We start from the raw sequence: 14,864 nt of genomic DNA, 5'->3' as shown, positions 1-14,864 counted from the left end.
GACAAGGATGTCCAGTCTACCGGCCGGTCAGGATGCTGATGAAGGCACGGAGCCCCGCAGGAACGTGGCGATGTCTGGCATAGTAGAGGCATAGGCCTGGTATCGGCGGAGACCAATCGCTCAGCACGATCTCAAGCCGCCCCGCATCCAGCATGGCGCGCGCGATCAGTTCCGGGACGTAGGCGATACCGAGGCCGGCCGCTGCCGCCTCCACCATCAATCCATTGTGGTCGAGGGTCAGCGCACCTGGGACGTCCACAACCCAATCCTGCCCAAGCCTTTCGAACTCCCACCGGTAGGACTTCCCGCTCGGCATACGGTGACGAATGCATCGATGACTACGAAGATCGTCAGGCGTTCGTGGCGGCGTTCGTCCTTCCAGGTAGCCGGGGGATGCGACGGCGATGAAGCGGGCCACACCGCCAAAGGGTACCGCCACCATGTCCTGCGGCACGGCCTCGGCCAGACGCACGCCAGCATCGAAGCCCTGCTCGACGATGTCGACCAAGCGACGATCTACGACGAGGTCGAGCATCATGCCGGGATGATGGCTCAGGAAGGTCGGCACGGCGTCGCGCAGGAGGAGCCGGGCAGCCATCTCGTTTGCGTTGATTCGTAGCGTGCCACTCAGGATACCCTGATCCTCGGCGAAGCCATCGAGGGCTTGCTCGAAGTCACGAAGCACTGGACCGATCCGCTGCAACAGGCGCGCGCCCGCCTCGGTCGGTGCTACGCTGCGGGTCGTGCGATGCAGCAGGCGCTGTCCAAGCCGCTTTTCCAGAACCAGAATTGTATGACTCAGCGAAGAGCGCGACTGACCAAGCGCGTCGGCTGCGCGGGTGAAGCTGCGATGCTCAGCCACGGCCGCAAAGGCCGTGAGATCGGCGAGGGTCGGCTTCTCGATTGGTGTCTCCTCTTCACAGGCCCATGCGGATTGTGGTGCCTAACGCCACGCGACGCGAGCGCATAGATTCGATTCCGATGCGACGAACGAGCGGAGTCCACATGTTGAGATTGAAGATTTTTGCGATTCTGCTCGCGGCAGGTGCTCTCGCCGCGATGGCGCCAGCACAGGCGCAAGTCCGCAACCAAGTTGTCGGGACATGGCGCATGATGTCGGCCCAGATCGACCCGGACGGCAGGAACATTCCCGCCTACGGCGCACGTCCGAGCGGGTTGCTCGTCTTCACGCCCGACATGCACTACGTCGAGGTGCTGACCGACGCCGATGTCCCAAAATTCGCCTCTGACGTACGTGGCAACGGCACCGCGGAGGAGAATCGAGCTGCCATGGCGCGCAGCATCGGCTTCTTCGGCACCTACACGGTGGACGAGAGTGGCGAGTTCAGCGGCAACCGCGTCGAGGGCTCCACCTTTCCGAACTGGGTCGGCAGCGTGCGTACGCGCACGGAGCTTGGGCTACTCGTCGCGGGTGACCGAATGATAGAGAACTTCCAGCGACCGGATGGTACCAGGATCGCCATCACGTGGCAGCGTGTACGCTGATCAAAGCGCGCAAATGGGGTCAAGGGTGAGGCTGTCTCATCAGTCTCGTACCAACCAGCGTCGGGGCCTGACTGGGCTCTCGCGATGTGTTGCCGAACTCGGCCTCACTGCGGCGGCATGAAGCGGAACAGCGCCGTCGAGATGGCGACCGGCGCGCCGAGCTTGAACATACGGGTATCCGGGATGTGCGACGCGGTCACGTAGATCGCGCCGTCGGGTCCCTCCGCTAGGGAATCGGGCCAGCGCAGTTTCGGGTCCTGCGCCACGGTCACGAGGCGGCTTTCCGCCTGTCGGATCTTCACCGAATTGTCCTCCGGCGACGTCACGAAGAACGTGCCCTTGCTGCTCATCCAGAACCCGTCGGCCGGAACGGTTGTGCCGGCCTTTTTCACCTGCGCCTCGAGGTCGGGATTCTGCAGCTTGTCGTCGCGAAGCGCTGCGGTCGGGATGGAATAGAGCGTGCGGCTGGAGATCGCCTGCCAGAACAGCATCTCGCCGTCCCGGGACAGCGCGATCCCGTCAGAGGCGAAGGTCGGCGCCTTGCCGTCCGGGCGGCGGAGCACGCGACCGTCGATGCGGACCTGCACGCCCTTCTCGGCCTGGGTCGAGGAGACGCCGTCGAGGACGCGGCGGATCGCGCTGCTTTCGAGATCAACGACGAGGAGAGCGCCCCGCCCTGAATCGGTCAGGTAGGCCCACTTTCCGTCGGGGCTGAACCGAATGTCGTTCAGGTATGTGCCCTGGGGCGCGACGCGCTCGTCGAAGGCGATCGTGCGGACGACCTTGTTGGTCGCGAGGTCGATCTGGACCAGCTTCGGTCCGCCCTTCACGATCTGCTCTAGTGCAGGCGCCGCCGGGTCGAGCACCCAGAGATTGCCGCGTCCGTCGGCGACGACGCTCTGCACGCAGACCCAATGGTCGTTCGGCGTGATCTCGTCCTGCTTGGCGTTGCGCCAGCTGTTCCAGGCCGCGTCCGGATAGGGCACGAGCCGTCCGCCCTTCAACTCGGCGACCGAGACGGGCGAATCCTCCGTCCAGCGGGGGAAGTTCAGGAAAATGCGGCCGTCGTTCGAGACGGCGACGCCGGTCACCTGATGCGGGAACACGGCGACGCGTTCCAGCCTGGCTGCCGGCTGAGCCTGGGCGAGGGCCGAGCCGCCGACGAGGGTCAAGGCGAGGGCCATCCCGGCGAGACGCATCCAAGACCGCTGCATGATCGACTCCGGTTAGGCGAGATGCCCGGTCAACCGGGCGGTCCCGATCGGAGTTCCGTGGTGCCCACAGGTTTGGGGAAGGTACGCTTCCGCTCCGTCTCGAGCGCGCCTCGTCGTGCGAGGGCGCCTGCGTCTACGTCTCGGCCTCGCCCTCGGCCCGGAGGTAGGGCTCGACTGGCCCTTTGAGCTTCACGGTCATGGGATTGCCGAACCGGTCCTTCGCATTTCCGGCCGCGAGCCGGACCCAGCCCTCCGAGACGCAATATTCCTCGACATTCGTCTTCTCGACGCCCTTGAAGCGAATGCCGATGCCGCGGGCCAGGAGCTCCGGGTCGTGATGCGGGCTCTTCGGGTCCGTGGAGAGGCGGTCGGGCAGGGTGTCGGTCATCGCGGTCTCGGTCTATATCGGTCCTCGCTGATACAAGCGCCGGGCCGCGCTGCCAACGAGGCCCGTGTGCCGCAGGCCGCTTGCGTGATCGCGGGAAGGCCGGGGCGGCGGGCCTGATGCGGGAGAGAAGGACCAAGACCGATGCGCATCCTGCGACCGACGCCGATTCTCGCTCTGCTCCTCCTCGCGACGGCCGTCCCCGCCGGGGCCGCGACCGAGACGATGGTGGATTGCGACACGATCAAGACGCGCTGGACGGCGGCGTTGAGGGCGGTCGAGCCGGCGAGGCTGGGCCTGGCCTTCGTCAACGCCCCGGGACGCATGGGCGAGGAGCGCGTCGCCAACATGCCGGATGTCGATGCCCGCCTGACCTGCCTCGAAAGCTTGATGACCCGCATCGAGCTGAGGCAGGCGGCCGGCGATCCGGCGAAGACCCTCCCACCCCTCCTCACCGTAGCAGCCTCGCTGCTCGCCGCCTTCGATCTCGACCTCACGCCGGCCCAGGCGGCCGACATGGTCGGCGCCATGCGGGCGGAGGCGGAGGGCCGGCGCGACGCCGTCAGCGCCTGGGGCGTCTACGAGATCACCTACACGAGAGCCGGCGCGGACGGCCGGGCCGAGTTCGTGATCGACCATCCCGAGAATTGAGCGTCAGGTCAGGCGAGCCCGGCCTTCAAGAAGGAATCGACCGATCCAGCTGCCGATCCGCGCGCAGTCGTTCGGCCCGTCGAGCGAGGTCGTGACGGCGCCGAATGCGCCGGGCTCGAGCCGCTCGGCATGGCAGAGCGCGAGGAGCGCCTTGGCGTAGGCCGGCGTGAATTCCGGGTGGCCCTGGAACGAGATCGCCGGCTGGTCGTCGTAGATCAGCGCCGAGAACGGTGCGAAGGCGCTTCCGGCCAGGATCCGGGTCGCGGGCGGCGGGGCGACGACCTGGTCCTGATGCGAGGCCGGGATCGCGAAGCTCGGGACGGGATCGGCCCAGGACGGCTGCTCCCGGATATCGTAGCGCTGCAGCCCGAGGCCCCATCCCTTGTCCGATTTGACCACCCGGCCGCCGAAGGCCTCGGCCATGATCTGGTGACCGAAGCAGATGCCGACGAGCTTCGCCCGGCCTTTCGCCTCGCGGAGAAAAGCCCGGAGAGGCGCGATCCAGGGCAGGTCGTCATAGACGCCGGCCGCCGAGCCCGTGACCACGTAGCCGGCGCAGGCTTCGGGCGAGGGCGGGAGTTCGCCGTCGCGAACTCGGTAGGTGACGGTGTCGAAGCCGGCGCCGAGAAGGTCGGCCGTCATCGCGTCGTAGCGCCCGAAGCGCGAGGCGAGATCGGCCGGCGGCACGCCCGCCTCGAGAATGCCTATCTTCATGCCGACCTGCTCAGCCGAGCTGTCGGCGGCTGGCGGTCGAGACGTCGCCGGTATTCGGTGTCCCGGTCGGTTCGATCAGGAGCAGGTGAACTTCGCCGCGGGCGACCGGACGATGCTCGACGCCTTTCGGCACCACGAACATCTGCCCCGGCCCGAGGGTGACGGTACCGTCGCGCAACTCGAGGTCGAGCGTCCCCTTGAGGACGAGAAAGAAGTCGTCCGTGTCGTCATACGTGTGCCAGATGAAGGGCCCCTCGGCCTTCACCACCATCACGTCGTGGCCGTTGAACTGCGCGACCGTGCGGGGCGCGAACGTGTCGGAGAAGGCCTTGAGCTTCTCCGACAGATCGATGGCCGTTGTCATGGGGCTGCGCTCCGTCGATCCTAGACCAGCATCTTGCCTTCGGCCGATATGATGCTGCCGATATCCTGGCTCGATTCCTCGTCGCCGATGAATTCGTTCAGGATCATCTCGTTATGGGCCTTGCCAGACGGGATCATCGGGAAGCAGTTTTCGGCCTGGTCGACCGCGCAATCGAAGATCACCGGGCGGTCGATCGCGATCATCTCGCGGATCGCGTCGTCGAGATCGGCCGGATCGGTGCAGCGCATGCCGACGCCGCCATAGGCCTCGGCGAGCTTGACGAAATCGGGCAGCGACTCGGTATAGCTGTGCGAATAGCGGCTGCCGTGCAGCAACTCCTGCCACTGCCGCACCATGCCCATATACTGGTTGTTCAGGATGAAGATCTTGACAGGCAGCCGATACTGCACGGCGGTCGACATCTCCTGCATGTTCATCAGGATCGAGGCCTCGCCCGCGATGTCGATCACGAGCGCGTCCGGATGGGCGAGCTGCGTGCCGATCGCGGCCGGCAGGCCGTAGCCCATCGTGCCGAGCCCGCCGGAGGTCATCCAGCGGTTCGGCTGCTCGAACTTGAAATATTGCGCGGCCCACATCTGGTGCTGGCCGACCTCGGTCGTGACGTAGGTCTCGCGGCCTTTCGTCAACTCGTAGAGCCGCTGTACGGCGTATTGCGGCTTGATGACGTCGGTCGAGCGCCGGAAGGCGAGGCAGTCGCGCCCGCGCCAGCCCTCGATCTCACGCAGCCAGGAGGCATGGGCGTCGCGGTCGAGCTCGGGGGCGAGCTCGCGCCAGGCCGCGATCATGGCCTCCAGCACATGCGCGCAATCGCCGACGATGCCGATATCGGCCTTCACGTTCTTCGAGATGGAGGACGGGTCGATGTCGATGTGGATCTTGCGGGAGGCCGGCGAGAAGGCGTCGAGCCGGCCGGTGATGCGGTCGTCGAAGCGCGCGCCGACCGCGATCATGACGTCGCAATCGTGCATGGCGTGGTTCGCCTCGTAGGTGCCGTGCATCCCGAGCATGCCCAGGAAGGCCGGGTCCGAGGCCGGGAAGGCGCCGAGTCCCATCAGGGTCGAGGTGACGGGAAAGCCCGTCATCCGGGCGAGTTCGCGAAGCGCCGCCGAGGCGCGCGGGCCGGAATTGATGACGCCGCCGCCCGTGTAGAAGACGGGCTTGCGGGCCGCTGCCATCATGCGCACGGCAGCCCGGATCTTGTCCGGGTCGCCCTCGACGGTGGGCCGGTAGGTCTTGTGCTGGTTGTCCGTCGGCCGCTCGTAGAAGCCGGTCGCGAACTGGATATCCTTCGGCAAGTCGATGACGACCGGGCCGGGCCGCCCGTGGGTCGCGACGTAGAAGGCCTCGTGCAGGATACGGGGCAGGTCGGCCACCGACTTCACGAGGTAGTTGTGCTTGGTGCAATGGCGCGTGATGCCGACCGTGTCGCATTCCTGGAACGCGTCCGTGCCGATGAGATGAGTCGGGACCTGGCCGGTGATGCAGACGAGGGGGATCGAATCCATCAGCGCGTCGGCCAGGCCCGTGACGGCGTTCGTGGCGCCGGGCCCCGAGGTGACGACGACGCAGCCGACCTTGCCGGAGGAGCGGGCATAGCCCTCCGCCGCATGGACTGCGCCTTGCTCGTGCCGGACGAGCACGTGGCGGAGTTCCTCCTGATGGAAGAGGGCGTCGTAGATCGGCAGCACGGCGCCGCCCGGATAGCCGAAAATGTGGTCGACGCCCTGATCGCGGAGCGCGCGCACGACCATCTCGGCCCCGGTCATCATCTCGCCCATCGTCGTCTCTCCTCGCCGCGCCCGCGGCCCTCCAGGCAATAAAAAAGGGCCCCGAGGGACCCTGCATGCGCCATCGTCCGGACCTGCGGGTTAGACCCGCTCCGTCGATGGCGCCTCCGGTACAATAAGCTTCGCGGGCATGATGCCGTCCCGTTTCATTGGTATTGGCTAGTCCGAATGCCAGGCAGCGTCAAGTTTCGGGATGGGTCGATCGTGATGGAGACAAAGGCGGGCCCTCAGATATCGCCGGAGCGCCTTGTGGCCAGGGCCCTTCTCATCGGAGAGCGGATCGACACGTCGGGGCTCGAGCGCAGCGACGTCGTATCGACGACGCCGCTGGCCTTCCGGTCCGGCCAGGACGGGCTCGTCGTGATCTTCCGCTACGGGGCGGTTGCGACCGTCGGGCTCACGCCGCTCGAGGAGGACGAGGTCCTGCGCTCGCTCGGCGAGCGGGTGGTGCGACCCTTCTCCGAGCGCGAAGAAGAGACGGCGGCGATCGAGTTCTCGGACGAGCGCGAAGACCAAATTCCGCCCGGCGGTCCGATCTACCTGAAGCGGCGCGACCCCGAACGCATCCTGCTGATCGCGGACTCGCTCGCGAAGAGCGTCGCCCTCGCCCGCGACGAGGCCCAGGTCGACGACGTGTTCGACGTGATCGACCCGCTCGCCCGGACGCTCGCCGAGACGGGCGGATCCCCTGGGCGGCGGTCCGTCATCCTGCGCCACGTCGGACATGCGCTCCTGGTCCGGCACCGCGTCTCCGGTCGCGTCGCCGTCGAGGAGAAGCCCGACGTCCTCTGGGACCGGCCCGACCTCGAGCGGCTCTATGCGCGTCTGGAAGACGAGTACGAGTTGAAAGAGCGCGTCGCGGCGCTGCACCGCAAGCTCGAGGTCATCGGGGGCACCACGACGGCCCTGACCGACCTGATCGATACCCGTCGCTCGCTGCGGCTCGAAGCCGTGATCGTGGCGCTCATCACCTTCGAGATCGCGATCACGATCTTCCAGATGATGACGGGGCGCTGAGCCTCGGAAGACGAGGTCGGTCGCGCCGGTTATCCCGCGGCGGGCGAACCCCTGACCGATCGGACGAGCGCCTCCGTGCCGAGGGCCGTGTCGAGGAGCTCGAAACCCGGCATCTGGTGCCGAAACCAGGTGACTTGGCGCTTGGCATAGGCCCGGGTATCCGCCTGGCCCCGGGTGATGGCGTCGGCGAGCGGCATCTCGCCTGCGAGATGGGCCATGAGCGCAGGCACGCCGTGAGCGCGCATCACCGGAAGGGCCGGATCGAGCCCGCGCCGGCGGAGGTCGCCCACCTCCTCGAGCGCGCCGGCCTCGATCATCGCCGTGAAGCGCCGGTCGATCCGCTCGCGCAGGGTGGTCCGGTCGGGGGCCAGGAAGAGGCCGCGCCAGGGCCGGCTGGCGAGCAAGCCGGGCCGGCGAGCCCCCTGGAAGGAGGAGAGCGGCCGACCCGTCGCGGCCAGGATCTCGAGCGCGCGCAGCAGGCGGAGCCGATCGCTTGGCCGGAGTTTGGCTGCCGTCTCCGGATCCCGCTCGGCCAGTTCGGCATGGAGATCGGCGCTGGGGCGCTCGGCCGAGGAGGCCCGGATCGCGGCCCGTAGGTCGTCCGGCACGGCCGGCAGGTCGGACAGGCCCTCGGTGAGCGCCTTGAAGTAGAGCCCCGTGCCGCCCGTGAAGATGGGGGTGAGCCCGGAGCCATCGAGCTCGTCCAGCGCCGCCGCGGCGTCCGTGAGATAGCGGCCGACGGAATAGTTCACCGCGCCGTCGACATGTCCGAAGAGGCGGTGCGGCGCCGCGCCCTCGTCCTCGGGCGTCGGCCGTGCCGTCAGAACCCTGAGGTCGCGATAGACCTGCATCGAGTCGGCGTTCAGGACGATTCCGGGCATTTCGCGGGCGAGCCGGATCGCGAGCGCCGACTTGCCGGAGGCCGTGGGCCCTGCAATGAGGATGGCGCCCGCCCGTTCCACCGATCCACCTGCCAGCGCGACGCGCGCGGCTGCGGGAAGCCGAGACGCGAGACCTCGTGGCCGACCCGCCGACCCTCGTCGCGACCCTGATAGCAAATCCCCGCGTGCCGTCGATCAGCGCCGAGGCGATCCGGGCGGCCTCTTCGGCCTGCGGCGGTGGCGCGCCTGCCCGTATCCTGTCCGACGGGGTCGCGGCGGAGTTCGACATCGATGGCGAGGCTGCGGACGTCGCGGCCGCGCTGCGGGACGCGCTCGCGGGCCGCCCGATCGACGTCGTCGTGCAACCCGCCGAGGGACGCCGAAAACGCCTGCTTCTCGCCGACATGGATTCCACCATGATCGAGCAGGAATGTATCGACGAACTCGCCGATTTCGTCGGGCTGAAAGCGCAGGTCTCCGAGATCACGGAGCGGGCCATGCAGGGCGAGATCGCCTTCGAACCGGCGCTCCGCGACCGGGTCGCGCTGCTCCGGGGCCTCTCGGTCGGGATCGTGGACCGGATCATCGCCGAACGGATCACGCCGATGCCGGGCGGCGACGTCCTCGTGGCCACCATGCGGGCGAACGGCGCCTATGCCGGTCTCGTCTCGGGCGGGTTCACGCTCTTCACGGGTCCAATCGGTGCGGCGCTCGGCTTCGACGAGGACCGGGCGAACCGCCTCCTGGTCGAGGACGGCGCCCTGACCGGCGCGGTCGCTGAGCCGATCCTGGGGCGAGAGGCGAAGCTCGCGACTCTCCTCGAGCTCCGGACGCGGCTGGGGCTGCGGCCCGGCGAAACCCTGGCCGTCGGCGACGGCGCGAACGACCTCGCCATGCTGGGCAAGGCCGGGCTCGGCGTCGCCTATCGGGCGAAGCCCGCCGTCGCGGCCGCGGCTCATGCCCGGATCGAGCATGGCGACCTCACCGCCCTGCTTTACCTCCAGGGTTATGCCGCGAGCGAGTTCGCGGCGCCCGCAAGACGGGGTTGGCCGCCCGGCGCGACCTGAGCGGGAGCGACCCCGACCCCCCTCGACACGATTCTGTCACATAGGCGAAAGCTTCCCGAACACACGGAGCGCGCCGCATGAGTGACCCTCGCGAGATCGAGCTGAAATTCGAGGTCGATCCCACGAAGCTCGCCAGCCTGAAGCGCCGGGTGGCCGCCATGCTGGAGCTGGGACAGGCGAGTCCGCGCCACCTGGTTTCGGTCTATTACGACACCCCCAAGCACGCGCTCCGCGGGCGCGGTGTGTCGCTTCGCATCCGCCAGGACGGGGAGCGCCGGCTACAGACGCTGAAAACCGATGGCGGTCTTGGAGCGGGCCTCTTCGACCGGGCCGAGTGGGAATGCGAGATCGCGGGCGAGGCGCCTGATCCGGACCTGTTCGACGATCCCCGGGCAAGCCGGCTCCTGCGGTCGCGCGGATCCCTCGCGCCGCTCTTCGAGACCCGGATCGAACGCACCTCGTGGACCATCGTGGCGGGCACGGGCGAAGTCGAGCTCTCGATCGACGGCGGAACGGTTTCGGCCGGGCCAGTGTCGCGTCCGGTGGCGGAAATCGAGCTGGAGCTGAAGGGGGGCGACCCGGTCGACCTCTTTGGGATCGCGCGGCGCCTGGCGGAGACCGGAGCCCTCCAGATCGGCGTCACGTCGAAATCGGAGTGCGGCTACGGACTGCTCGACGGTTCGACGGCTCCCTCCGCGAAGGCCGGCCCGGTCGCGCTCACGTCGAAGATGACGGCCGGGGAGGCCTTCCAGGCCATCGCCCGTTCGTGCCTCCGGCATTTTCGGCTGAACGAGGCCATCCTGGTCGAGCGCCGCACGGCCGAATCGCTGCATCAGGCCCGCGTCGCCATGCGGCGGCTCCGCTCCGCCTTCTCGCTGTTCAAGAATGTCGTCGACGATGGCGAGGTGGAAGCGCTGAAGCGTGAGCTCCGCTCCCTCTCGACCCTGCTCGGCGTCGCCCGCAATCTCGACGTCTATCGCGAGCGCGTGGTCGGGGCGGAGATGGAGCGGGATGCAGCCGAGCCCGGCCTCGCGGAATTCGCCGCCCGGCTCGGGACCGACCGCGAGCGCGCCTATGACCAAATCCTCCGAAAACTCGGCTCGAAGCGCTTCCGGGCGTTCATGGTCGAGCTCTCGACCTGGGTGGAAGTGGGCCCCTGGTTGTCGCGCGAGGTCTCGCGCGGCCGGGACGACGGTGCCTGGACATTTGCGGCCACCATTCTCGAGCGGCGTCGGCGCCGGGTGAGGACCAAGGGCCGTCATCTCGACCGGCAGAGTCCCGACGCGCGGCATCAAGTCCGGATCGATGCGAAGAAGCTCCGCTATGCGAGCGAATTCTTCGCCGAGCTGGTGCCGGGCCGGAAACGCCGGGAGCGGCACAAGGCCTTCGTGTCGGCCTTGGAACAGCTTCAATCCTGCCTCGGCGACCTGAACGACATCCAGACCGGCCACGAACTTGCGGAAAGCCTTGCCCAGTCCGCACCGGCCTCGCTCCTGCCCTTCGCGGCCGGCCATGCGGCCGGCGCCCAGGACGGCCGCGAGGAGGCCCTCGTTGCCGCGGCGGTCGAGGCGCATGCCGCCTTCGCCGAAGCGAAACCGTTCTGGCGCTGAGCCGGTGGAAACGAACGCGCAATCCGGCTGAAACAGGGTCGCGTTAGTGGCCCTCCGAACGACGGAGCGGCACGATGACGACCTTGGCGATCCTCCTCGGCCTGAAACGGCCGGCCTACGACGACACCTTCTACGAACGCGAACGGGCCAGGAATCTCGCCCGGGTCCGGGCCCTGATCGCCGAGATCAGCGCCCGGCATTGAAGACCTCCGCTCTGGGCGACACGATCGACGCTCAGCCGTCCTCTCGCGTGCGCTCCGGCCAGGACCTGTCCGGGGCGAGCGCGACGCTCTTCACGATCGCGAAGACAGGCATCCCCCGCGCGAGCGCCAGGTCCGCGACCGACCTCCGGGTGATGCGCGCCAGGATGCGGGCGCCCCCGCAATCGAGCCGGATGTCGGCCGAGCCGTCGGCCCCGGACGGGTCCGGGACCTCGTCGATCGTGCCTGGGAGTATGTTCAGCGCGCTCAGGCCGTCGGGCCGCCGCAGGCTCAGGATCACGTCGCGGGCCGGAATTTGCAGGCGCAGGCGGGCGCCGGCCGGAAGGTTGAGGAGCGGAACGCGAAGGTCGCCGGCGGGGGTGGAGAGCGTCGTCAGCCCGAAGGCGCGGTCATGCGCCTCGATCTCGGCGTCGAGAACGGCCCCTGCCTCCCGGATCCCGGCAAGCGGACCGATGTCGGTGCGGGCGAGGGTGTCGCGGGCGGAGCCGCTGGCCGCGACGCGGCCATTCTCCAAGACGACCAGCGTGTCGGCGAGTCGCGCCACTTCGGTGATGGCGTGGGTCACGTAGACGATCGGGACGCCCGCCTCGTCCCGCAGCTGCTCGATGAAAGGCAGGATCTCGGCCTTCCGGGCATCGTCGAGCGCGGCCAGCGGTTCGTCCATCAGAAGGAGGCGTGGCTTGGCCAGGAGAGCCCGGCCGATCGCGACCCGCTGCTTCTCACCGCCGGAGAGCGCGCCGGGACGGCGGCCGAGAAGCGGCGCGATGCCGAGAAGCTCGACCACCGAAGCGAGGCTCGTCCGGTCCTCCGCCCCCGCCGCGAACCAGCGCCCGAAGAGCAGGTTCTGGCGAACGCTCAGATGGGGGAAGAGCCGGCCGTCCTGAAAGACGTAGCCGATCCGGCGTCGATGGGCCGGCACGTGGACGCCGGACGCGGTATCCACGAGGGCCTGGCCGCCGAGCACCACCCGGCCCCGCCGCGGCCGCAGGAGGCCGGCGATGATGTTGACGAGCGTCGTCTTGCCGGAGCCGGATCGCCCGAAGAGAGCCGTGACGCCGCCCGGGGCCTCGAAGGCGGCGGCCAAGTTGAAGCCGCCCTGCTCGTGCTCGACCTCGACCCGGAGATCGCCCTCGCGGCCCCTCATGCGGCGAGGCGCCGGGCAACGCCGCGGGCCAGGGCTTCGGAGACGACGAGCGCCGCGACCGAGACCGCGATCGAAACGAGCGTGAGCCGAAGCGCACCCGCCTCGCCGCCCGGAATCTGCGTGAAGGTGTAAATGGCCGAGGGCAGCGTCTGGGTCTCGCCCGGGATGTTCGAGACGAAGGTGATGGTCGCCCCGAATTCGCCCATGGCCTTGGCGAAGGCGAGGATCAGCCCGACGATGATGCCCGGAAGGATCAGCGGCAGCGTCACGGCGGCGAAGACCCAGGCGGGAGAGGCGCCGAGCGTGCCGGCTGCCGCCTCGAGCTTGCGGTCGACCGCCTCGATCGACAGCCGGATCGCCCGCACCAGGAGCGGGAAGCCCATGATGGCGGAGGCGAGGGCCGCGCCCGTCCAGCGGAAGGACAGGACGATTCCGAAATGCTCGGCCAGGAAGGCGCCGATCGGCCCACGGCGTCCGAGGCCGATCAGGAGAAGATAGCCCGTGACGACCGGCGGCAGGATCAGCGGCAGGTGGACCAGCATGTCGAGGATCGACTTGCCCCAGAAACGTCCCCTCGCCAACAGGTAGGCGACGGCGATGCCGGGCAGGAGACTGCCGGCGGTCGCGGTCGCGGCAACGAGCAGGCTGAGGCGGAGCGCCGTCCATTCCTCTGGCCGGAGCCAGTCCGCCACGCCGAAGGTCAGGTCAGGACCCTGTGGCCGGCCGGTTCAGGACCGTGAAACCTTGCCGCTCGAAGGCGGCCTTGGCGGCCGGTCCGCGCAGATAGGTCACGAAAGCCGCCGCATCCGGGCTAGTGGCATCCTTCGTCACTGCGACGGGATAGACGATTGGGGGATGCGATCCCTCCGAAAAGGTGCCGATGATCTTCACGCCGGGCTCCGCCTGGGCATCGGTAGCGTAGACGATGCCGAGAGGAGCCTCTCCGCGCGAGACGAGGAGGAGCGCGGCCCGAACGCTCTCGCCTTGGGCAATCCTGTCCCGGACCCCGTCCCAGGCGCCGAGCTTGTCGAGCGCGGCCTTGCCGTATCTCCCGGCCGGCACTGCATCGACATTGCCCATGGCGAGGCGGCCACCCTGGCCGAGGGCCGCGGCGAGGTTCATGCCGGGCGCGACCGCCAGGGTCACGGTGGAGTCCTTCGGGGCCACGAGAACGATCCGGTTCCCGAGAAGGTCGACCCTTGTGTCGGGCCTGACCAGGTTCTTGCCCTGCGCGTAATCCATCCAGTCGAGATCGGCCGAGAAGAAGATGTCGGCGGGCGCACCCAGCTCGATCTGCTTGGCGAGTGTGTTCGAGGCCGCGAACGAGATACTGGGCGCCGGCTTGCCTTCGCGGGTCCATGCCGCCGCGATGTCGTCCAGCGCGTTCTTCAGGCTCGCGGCCGCAAATACTAGGGGCCCGGCCGACTGCGCCGAGCCGGCGGTAGCGAAGGGCCCGATTTGCGCGAGCGTCAGTGCGAGGGCGAGGACCCATCCCGGGCGCCACGTGATCGGTCCCATCGTCACTCCCGAGGCAGCAGCTCGTCCGAGGCGTATCGCCGTTGCTCGCTCGCGTCTACGGTCAGGGCAGTGAGGATTCCAAGCCCCGGGTGCGGGCGGCTCTCCGCCGCCCTTACCAGCGGGCGCGCTCAGACTCCGTCGGAAGGCGGCCGTCCGGGGTCAGCTTGTCGACCACCTTGGGCAGCGCCTCCGAGAGCTGGCGCATGAGTTCGTCGCGCGGCAGGCCGGATTCCTTCTGGAGCTGAGCGATGGCATCGGGCCCGAGGGTCTTCTCGAGGTCCTGGGGCGCGATCTCCCTGTTCGGCCCGGGCTCGATCCAGGATTTCACCTTGTCCTCGTGGCCGCTCGACTTGAAGCGATCGAACAGACTGTCCAGGCTCGGCAGCCCGGCCAGGATCCCGCTCTCGATCCGGCCCGACGGCGCGGCAGGCGGCGTCGCCCCTCCGGCGGGAGCTGCGCTGCCGGTCTTGTCGTCCGATTTTCCGAAATAGCTGCTCGCGGCCTTCGCGGCGAGCAGGAGAAGCAGGGCCTTCGTCAGCGGCGACGTTCCGCCCGAGCTTGACTTCGACCCCGTCACGCTGCCGATCACCTGGTCGAGAAGTCCCATCGTCGCTCTCCTGGGGCGCCCGTTCGACAACGCACGGACCTCCAAAAAGCGGGAGGGCGGGGCCTTGTTCCCGCGACCCGTGGTCCGCCGGTCCAGGACTCGTGACCGGGAGCCAGCCTCAATCGTCTCGGGGGACCGATGCGCCCGTCTCCCGTTC

At 68.5% G+C, this 14,864-nt stretch carries 17 protein-coding genes; 6 read left to right on the top strand and 11 right to left on the bottom strand.

Annotation, left to right across the window (positions count from 1 at the left end; translation table 11 throughout):
- Window positions 1-16 precede the first annotated feature (16 nt).
- The gene (locus ACFE87_RS02440) at window positions 17-904 is read right to left on the bottom strand and encodes a LysR family transcriptional regulator (protein ID WP_375458171.1); all 888 of its coding nucleotides are present in this window, start codon (window positions 902-904) and stop codon (window positions 17-19) included.
- Window positions 905-1,005: 101 nt separating this feature from the next.
- Here ACFE87_RS02440 and ACFE87_RS02435 point away from each other — a divergent pair, with 101 nt between their 5' ends.
- Window positions 1,006-1,506: a lipocalin-like domain-containing protein gene (locus ACFE87_RS02435; RefSeq protein ID WP_375458021.1), complete on the top strand. Its 501-nt coding sequence runs from the start codon at window positions 1,006-1,008 to the stop codon at window positions 1,504-1,506.
- A gap of 104 nt (window positions 1,507-1,610) precedes the next feature.
- Here ACFE87_RS02435 and ACFE87_RS02430 read toward each other — a convergent pair whose 3' ends face one another.
- Together ACFE87_RS02430 and ACFE87_RS02425 are read right to left on the bottom strand one after the other, a co-directional pair.
- A complete protein-coding gene (locus tag ACFE87_RS02430) occupies window positions 1,611-2,720 on the bottom strand; it encodes an L-dopachrome tautomerase-related protein (RefSeq protein WP_375458020.1) in 1,110 nt (369 codons plus the stop codon).
- A 133-nt stretch (window positions 2,721-2,853) separates the two neighbouring features.
- Entirely contained in the window at window positions 2,854-3,108 is a 255-nt protein-coding gene (locus ACFE87_RS02425; protein ID WP_375458019.1) for a DUF3297 family protein, read from the bottom strand.
- A gap of 141 nt (window positions 3,109-3,249) precedes the next feature.
- Between ACFE87_RS02425 and ACFE87_RS02420 the strand changes: the two genes are divergently transcribed.
- On the top strand, window positions 3,250-3,756 hold the full coding sequence (locus tag ACFE87_RS02420; RefSeq protein ID WP_375458018.1) for a hypothetical protein: 507 nt from the start codon (window positions 3,250-3,252) through the stop codon (window positions 3,754-3,756).
- A 3-nt stretch (window positions 3,757-3,759) separates the two neighbouring features.
- Here the strand turns inward: ACFE87_RS02420 and ACFE87_RS02415 are convergent, their stop codons facing one another.
- From ACFE87_RS02415 to ACFE87_RS02405, 3 genes are read right to left on the bottom strand one after another with little or no spacing between them, the layout of a single operon-like run.
- Window positions 3,760-4,470, bottom strand: a complete 711-nt coding sequence (locus ACFE87_RS02415) for a type 1 glutamine amidotransferase (RefSeq protein WP_375458017.1) — start codon at window positions 4,468-4,470, stop codon at window positions 3,760-3,762.
- Between the two features lie 10 nt (window positions 4,471-4,480).
- Window positions 4,481-4,834: a cupin domain-containing protein gene (locus ACFE87_RS02410; RefSeq protein ID WP_375458016.1), complete on the bottom strand. Its 354-nt coding sequence runs from the start codon at window positions 4,832-4,834 to the stop codon at window positions 4,481-4,483.
- Between the two features lie 20 nt (window positions 4,835-4,854).
- Complete coding sequence (locus ACFE87_RS02405; RefSeq protein ID WP_375458015.1) at window positions 4,855-6,633, bottom strand: acetolactate synthase 3 large subunit; 1,779 nt, start codon at window positions 6,631-6,633, stop codon at window positions 4,855-4,857.
- A gap of 258 nt (window positions 6,634-6,891) precedes the next feature.
- On the opposite strand from ACFE87_RS02405, the gene ACFE87_RS02400 reads away from it, so the two are divergent.
- On the top strand, window positions 6,892-7,659 hold the full coding sequence (locus tag ACFE87_RS02400) for an RMD1 family protein (protein ID WP_375458014.1): 768 nt from the start codon (window positions 6,892-6,894) through the stop codon (window positions 7,657-7,659).
- Window positions 7,660-7,688: 29 nt separating this feature from the next.
- On the opposite strand, the gene miaA is transcribed toward ACFE87_RS02400, so the two are convergent.
- Window positions 7,689-8,621, bottom strand: a complete 933-nt coding sequence (gene miaA, locus ACFE87_RS02395; protein ID WP_375458013.1) for a tRNA (adenosine(37)-N6)-dimethylallyltransferase MiaA — start codon at window positions 8,619-8,621, stop codon at window positions 7,689-7,691.
- A gap of 56 nt (window positions 8,622-8,677) precedes the next feature.
- Between miaA and serB the strand changes: the two genes are divergently transcribed.
- From serB to ACFE87_RS02380, 3 genes are all read left to right on the top strand, one after another.
- Window positions 8,678-9,607, top strand: a complete 930-nt coding sequence (gene serB / locus ACFE87_RS02390; RefSeq protein WP_375458012.1) for a phosphoserine phosphatase SerB — start codon at window positions 8,678-8,680, stop codon at window positions 9,605-9,607.
- 77 nt (window positions 9,608-9,684) lie between these two features.
- A complete protein-coding gene (locus tag ACFE87_RS02385; RefSeq protein WP_375458011.1) occupies window positions 9,685-11,217 on the top strand; it encodes a CHAD domain-containing protein in 1,533 nt (510 codons plus the stop codon).
- A gap of 74 nt (window positions 11,218-11,291) precedes the next feature.
- Window positions 11,292-11,420 (top strand): hypothetical protein, encoded by a 129-nt coding sequence (locus ACFE87_RS02380; RefSeq protein ID WP_375458010.1) that lies wholly within the window; start codon window positions 11,292-11,294, stop codon window positions 11,418-11,420.
- A 31-nt stretch (window positions 11,421-11,451) separates the two neighbouring features.
- Here ACFE87_RS02380 and modC read toward each other — a convergent pair whose 3' ends face one another.
- The 4 genes from modC to ACFE87_RS02360 form a co-directional block, all read right to left on the bottom strand.
- Window positions 11,452-12,582, bottom strand: coding sequence for a molybdenum ABC transporter ATP-binding protein (gene modC, locus ACFE87_RS02375; RefSeq protein WP_375458009.1), 1,131 nt, complete (start codon window positions 12,580-12,582; stop codon window positions 11,452-11,454).
- Window positions 12,579-13,274 carry a molybdate ABC transporter permease subunit gene (modB, locus tag ACFE87_RS02370; RefSeq protein WP_375458008.1) on the bottom strand — a complete coding sequence of 232 codons (696 nt, stop codon included), beginning with the start codon at window positions 13,272-13,274 and terminating at the stop codon, window positions 12,579-12,581. The genes modC and modB overlap by 4 nt, the downstream gene beginning before the upstream one ends.
- 13 nt (window positions 13,275-13,287) lie before the next feature.
- On the bottom strand, window positions 13,288-14,100 hold the full coding sequence (modA, locus tag ACFE87_RS02365; protein WP_375458007.1) for a molybdate ABC transporter substrate-binding protein: 813 nt from the start codon (window positions 14,098-14,100) through the stop codon (window positions 13,288-13,290).
- Between the two features lie 112 nt (window positions 14,101-14,212).
- Window positions 14,213-14,707 (bottom strand): YidB family protein, encoded by a 495-nt coding sequence (locus ACFE87_RS02360; protein WP_375458006.1) that lies wholly within the window; start codon window positions 14,705-14,707, stop codon window positions 14,213-14,215.
- Between the last annotated feature and the right edge of the window lie 157 nt (window positions 14,708-14,864).

The sequence above is a fragment of the uncultured Enterovirga sp. genome (assembly GCF_964242715.1).
GTDB lineage: Bacteria > Pseudomonadota > Alphaproteobacteria > Rhizobiales > Beijerinckiaceae > Enterovirga.
This window is presented reverse-complemented; position numbering and strand designations above follow the sequence as displayed.

Coding starts and splice junctions, on each gene's coding strand:
- ACFE87_RS02435 (WP_375458021.1), top strand. CDS start 1,006: ATGTTGAGATTGAAGATTTTTGCGATTCTGCTCGCGGCAGGTGCTCTC.
- ACFE87_RS02430 (WP_375458020.1), bottom strand. CDS start 2,720: ATGCAGCGGTCTTGGATGCGTCTCGCCGGGATGGCCCTCGCCTTGACC.
- ACFE87_RS02425 (WP_375458019.1), bottom strand. CDS start 3,108: ATGACCGACACCCTGCCCGACCGCCTCTCCACGGACCCGAAGAGCCCG.
- ACFE87_RS02420 (WP_375458018.1), top strand. CDS start 3,250: ATGCGCATCCTGCGACCGACGCCGATTCTCGCTCTGCTCCTCCTCGCG.
- ACFE87_RS02415 (WP_375458017.1), bottom strand. CDS start 4,470: ATGAAGATAGGCATTCTCGAGGCGGGCGTGCCGCCGGCCGATCTCGCC.
- ACFE87_RS02410 (WP_375458016.1), bottom strand. CDS start 4,834: ATGACAACGGCCATCGATCTGTCGGAGAAGCTCAAGGCCTTCTCCGAC.
- ACFE87_RS02405 (WP_375458015.1), bottom strand. CDS start 6,633: ATGGGCGAGATGATGACCGGGGCCGAGATGGTCGTGCGCGCGCTCCGC.
- ACFE87_RS02385 (WP_375458011.1), top strand. CDS start 9,685: ATGAGTGACCCTCGCGAGATCGAGCTGAAATTCGAGGTCGATCCCACG.
- ACFE87_RS02380 (WP_375458010.1), top strand. CDS start 11,292: ATGACGACCTTGGCGATCCTCCTCGGCCTGAAACGGCCGGCCTACGAC.
- modC (WP_375458009.1), bottom strand. CDS start 12,582: ATGAGGGGCCGCGAGGGCGATCTCCGGGTCGAGGTCGAGCACGAGCAG.
- modA (WP_375458007.1), bottom strand. CDS start 14,100: ATGGGACCGATCACGTGGCGCCCGGGATGGGTCCTCGCCCTCGCACTG.
- ACFE87_RS02360 (WP_375458006.1), bottom strand. CDS start 14,707: ATGGGACTTCTCGACCAGGTGATCGGCAGCGTGACGGGGTCGAAGTCA.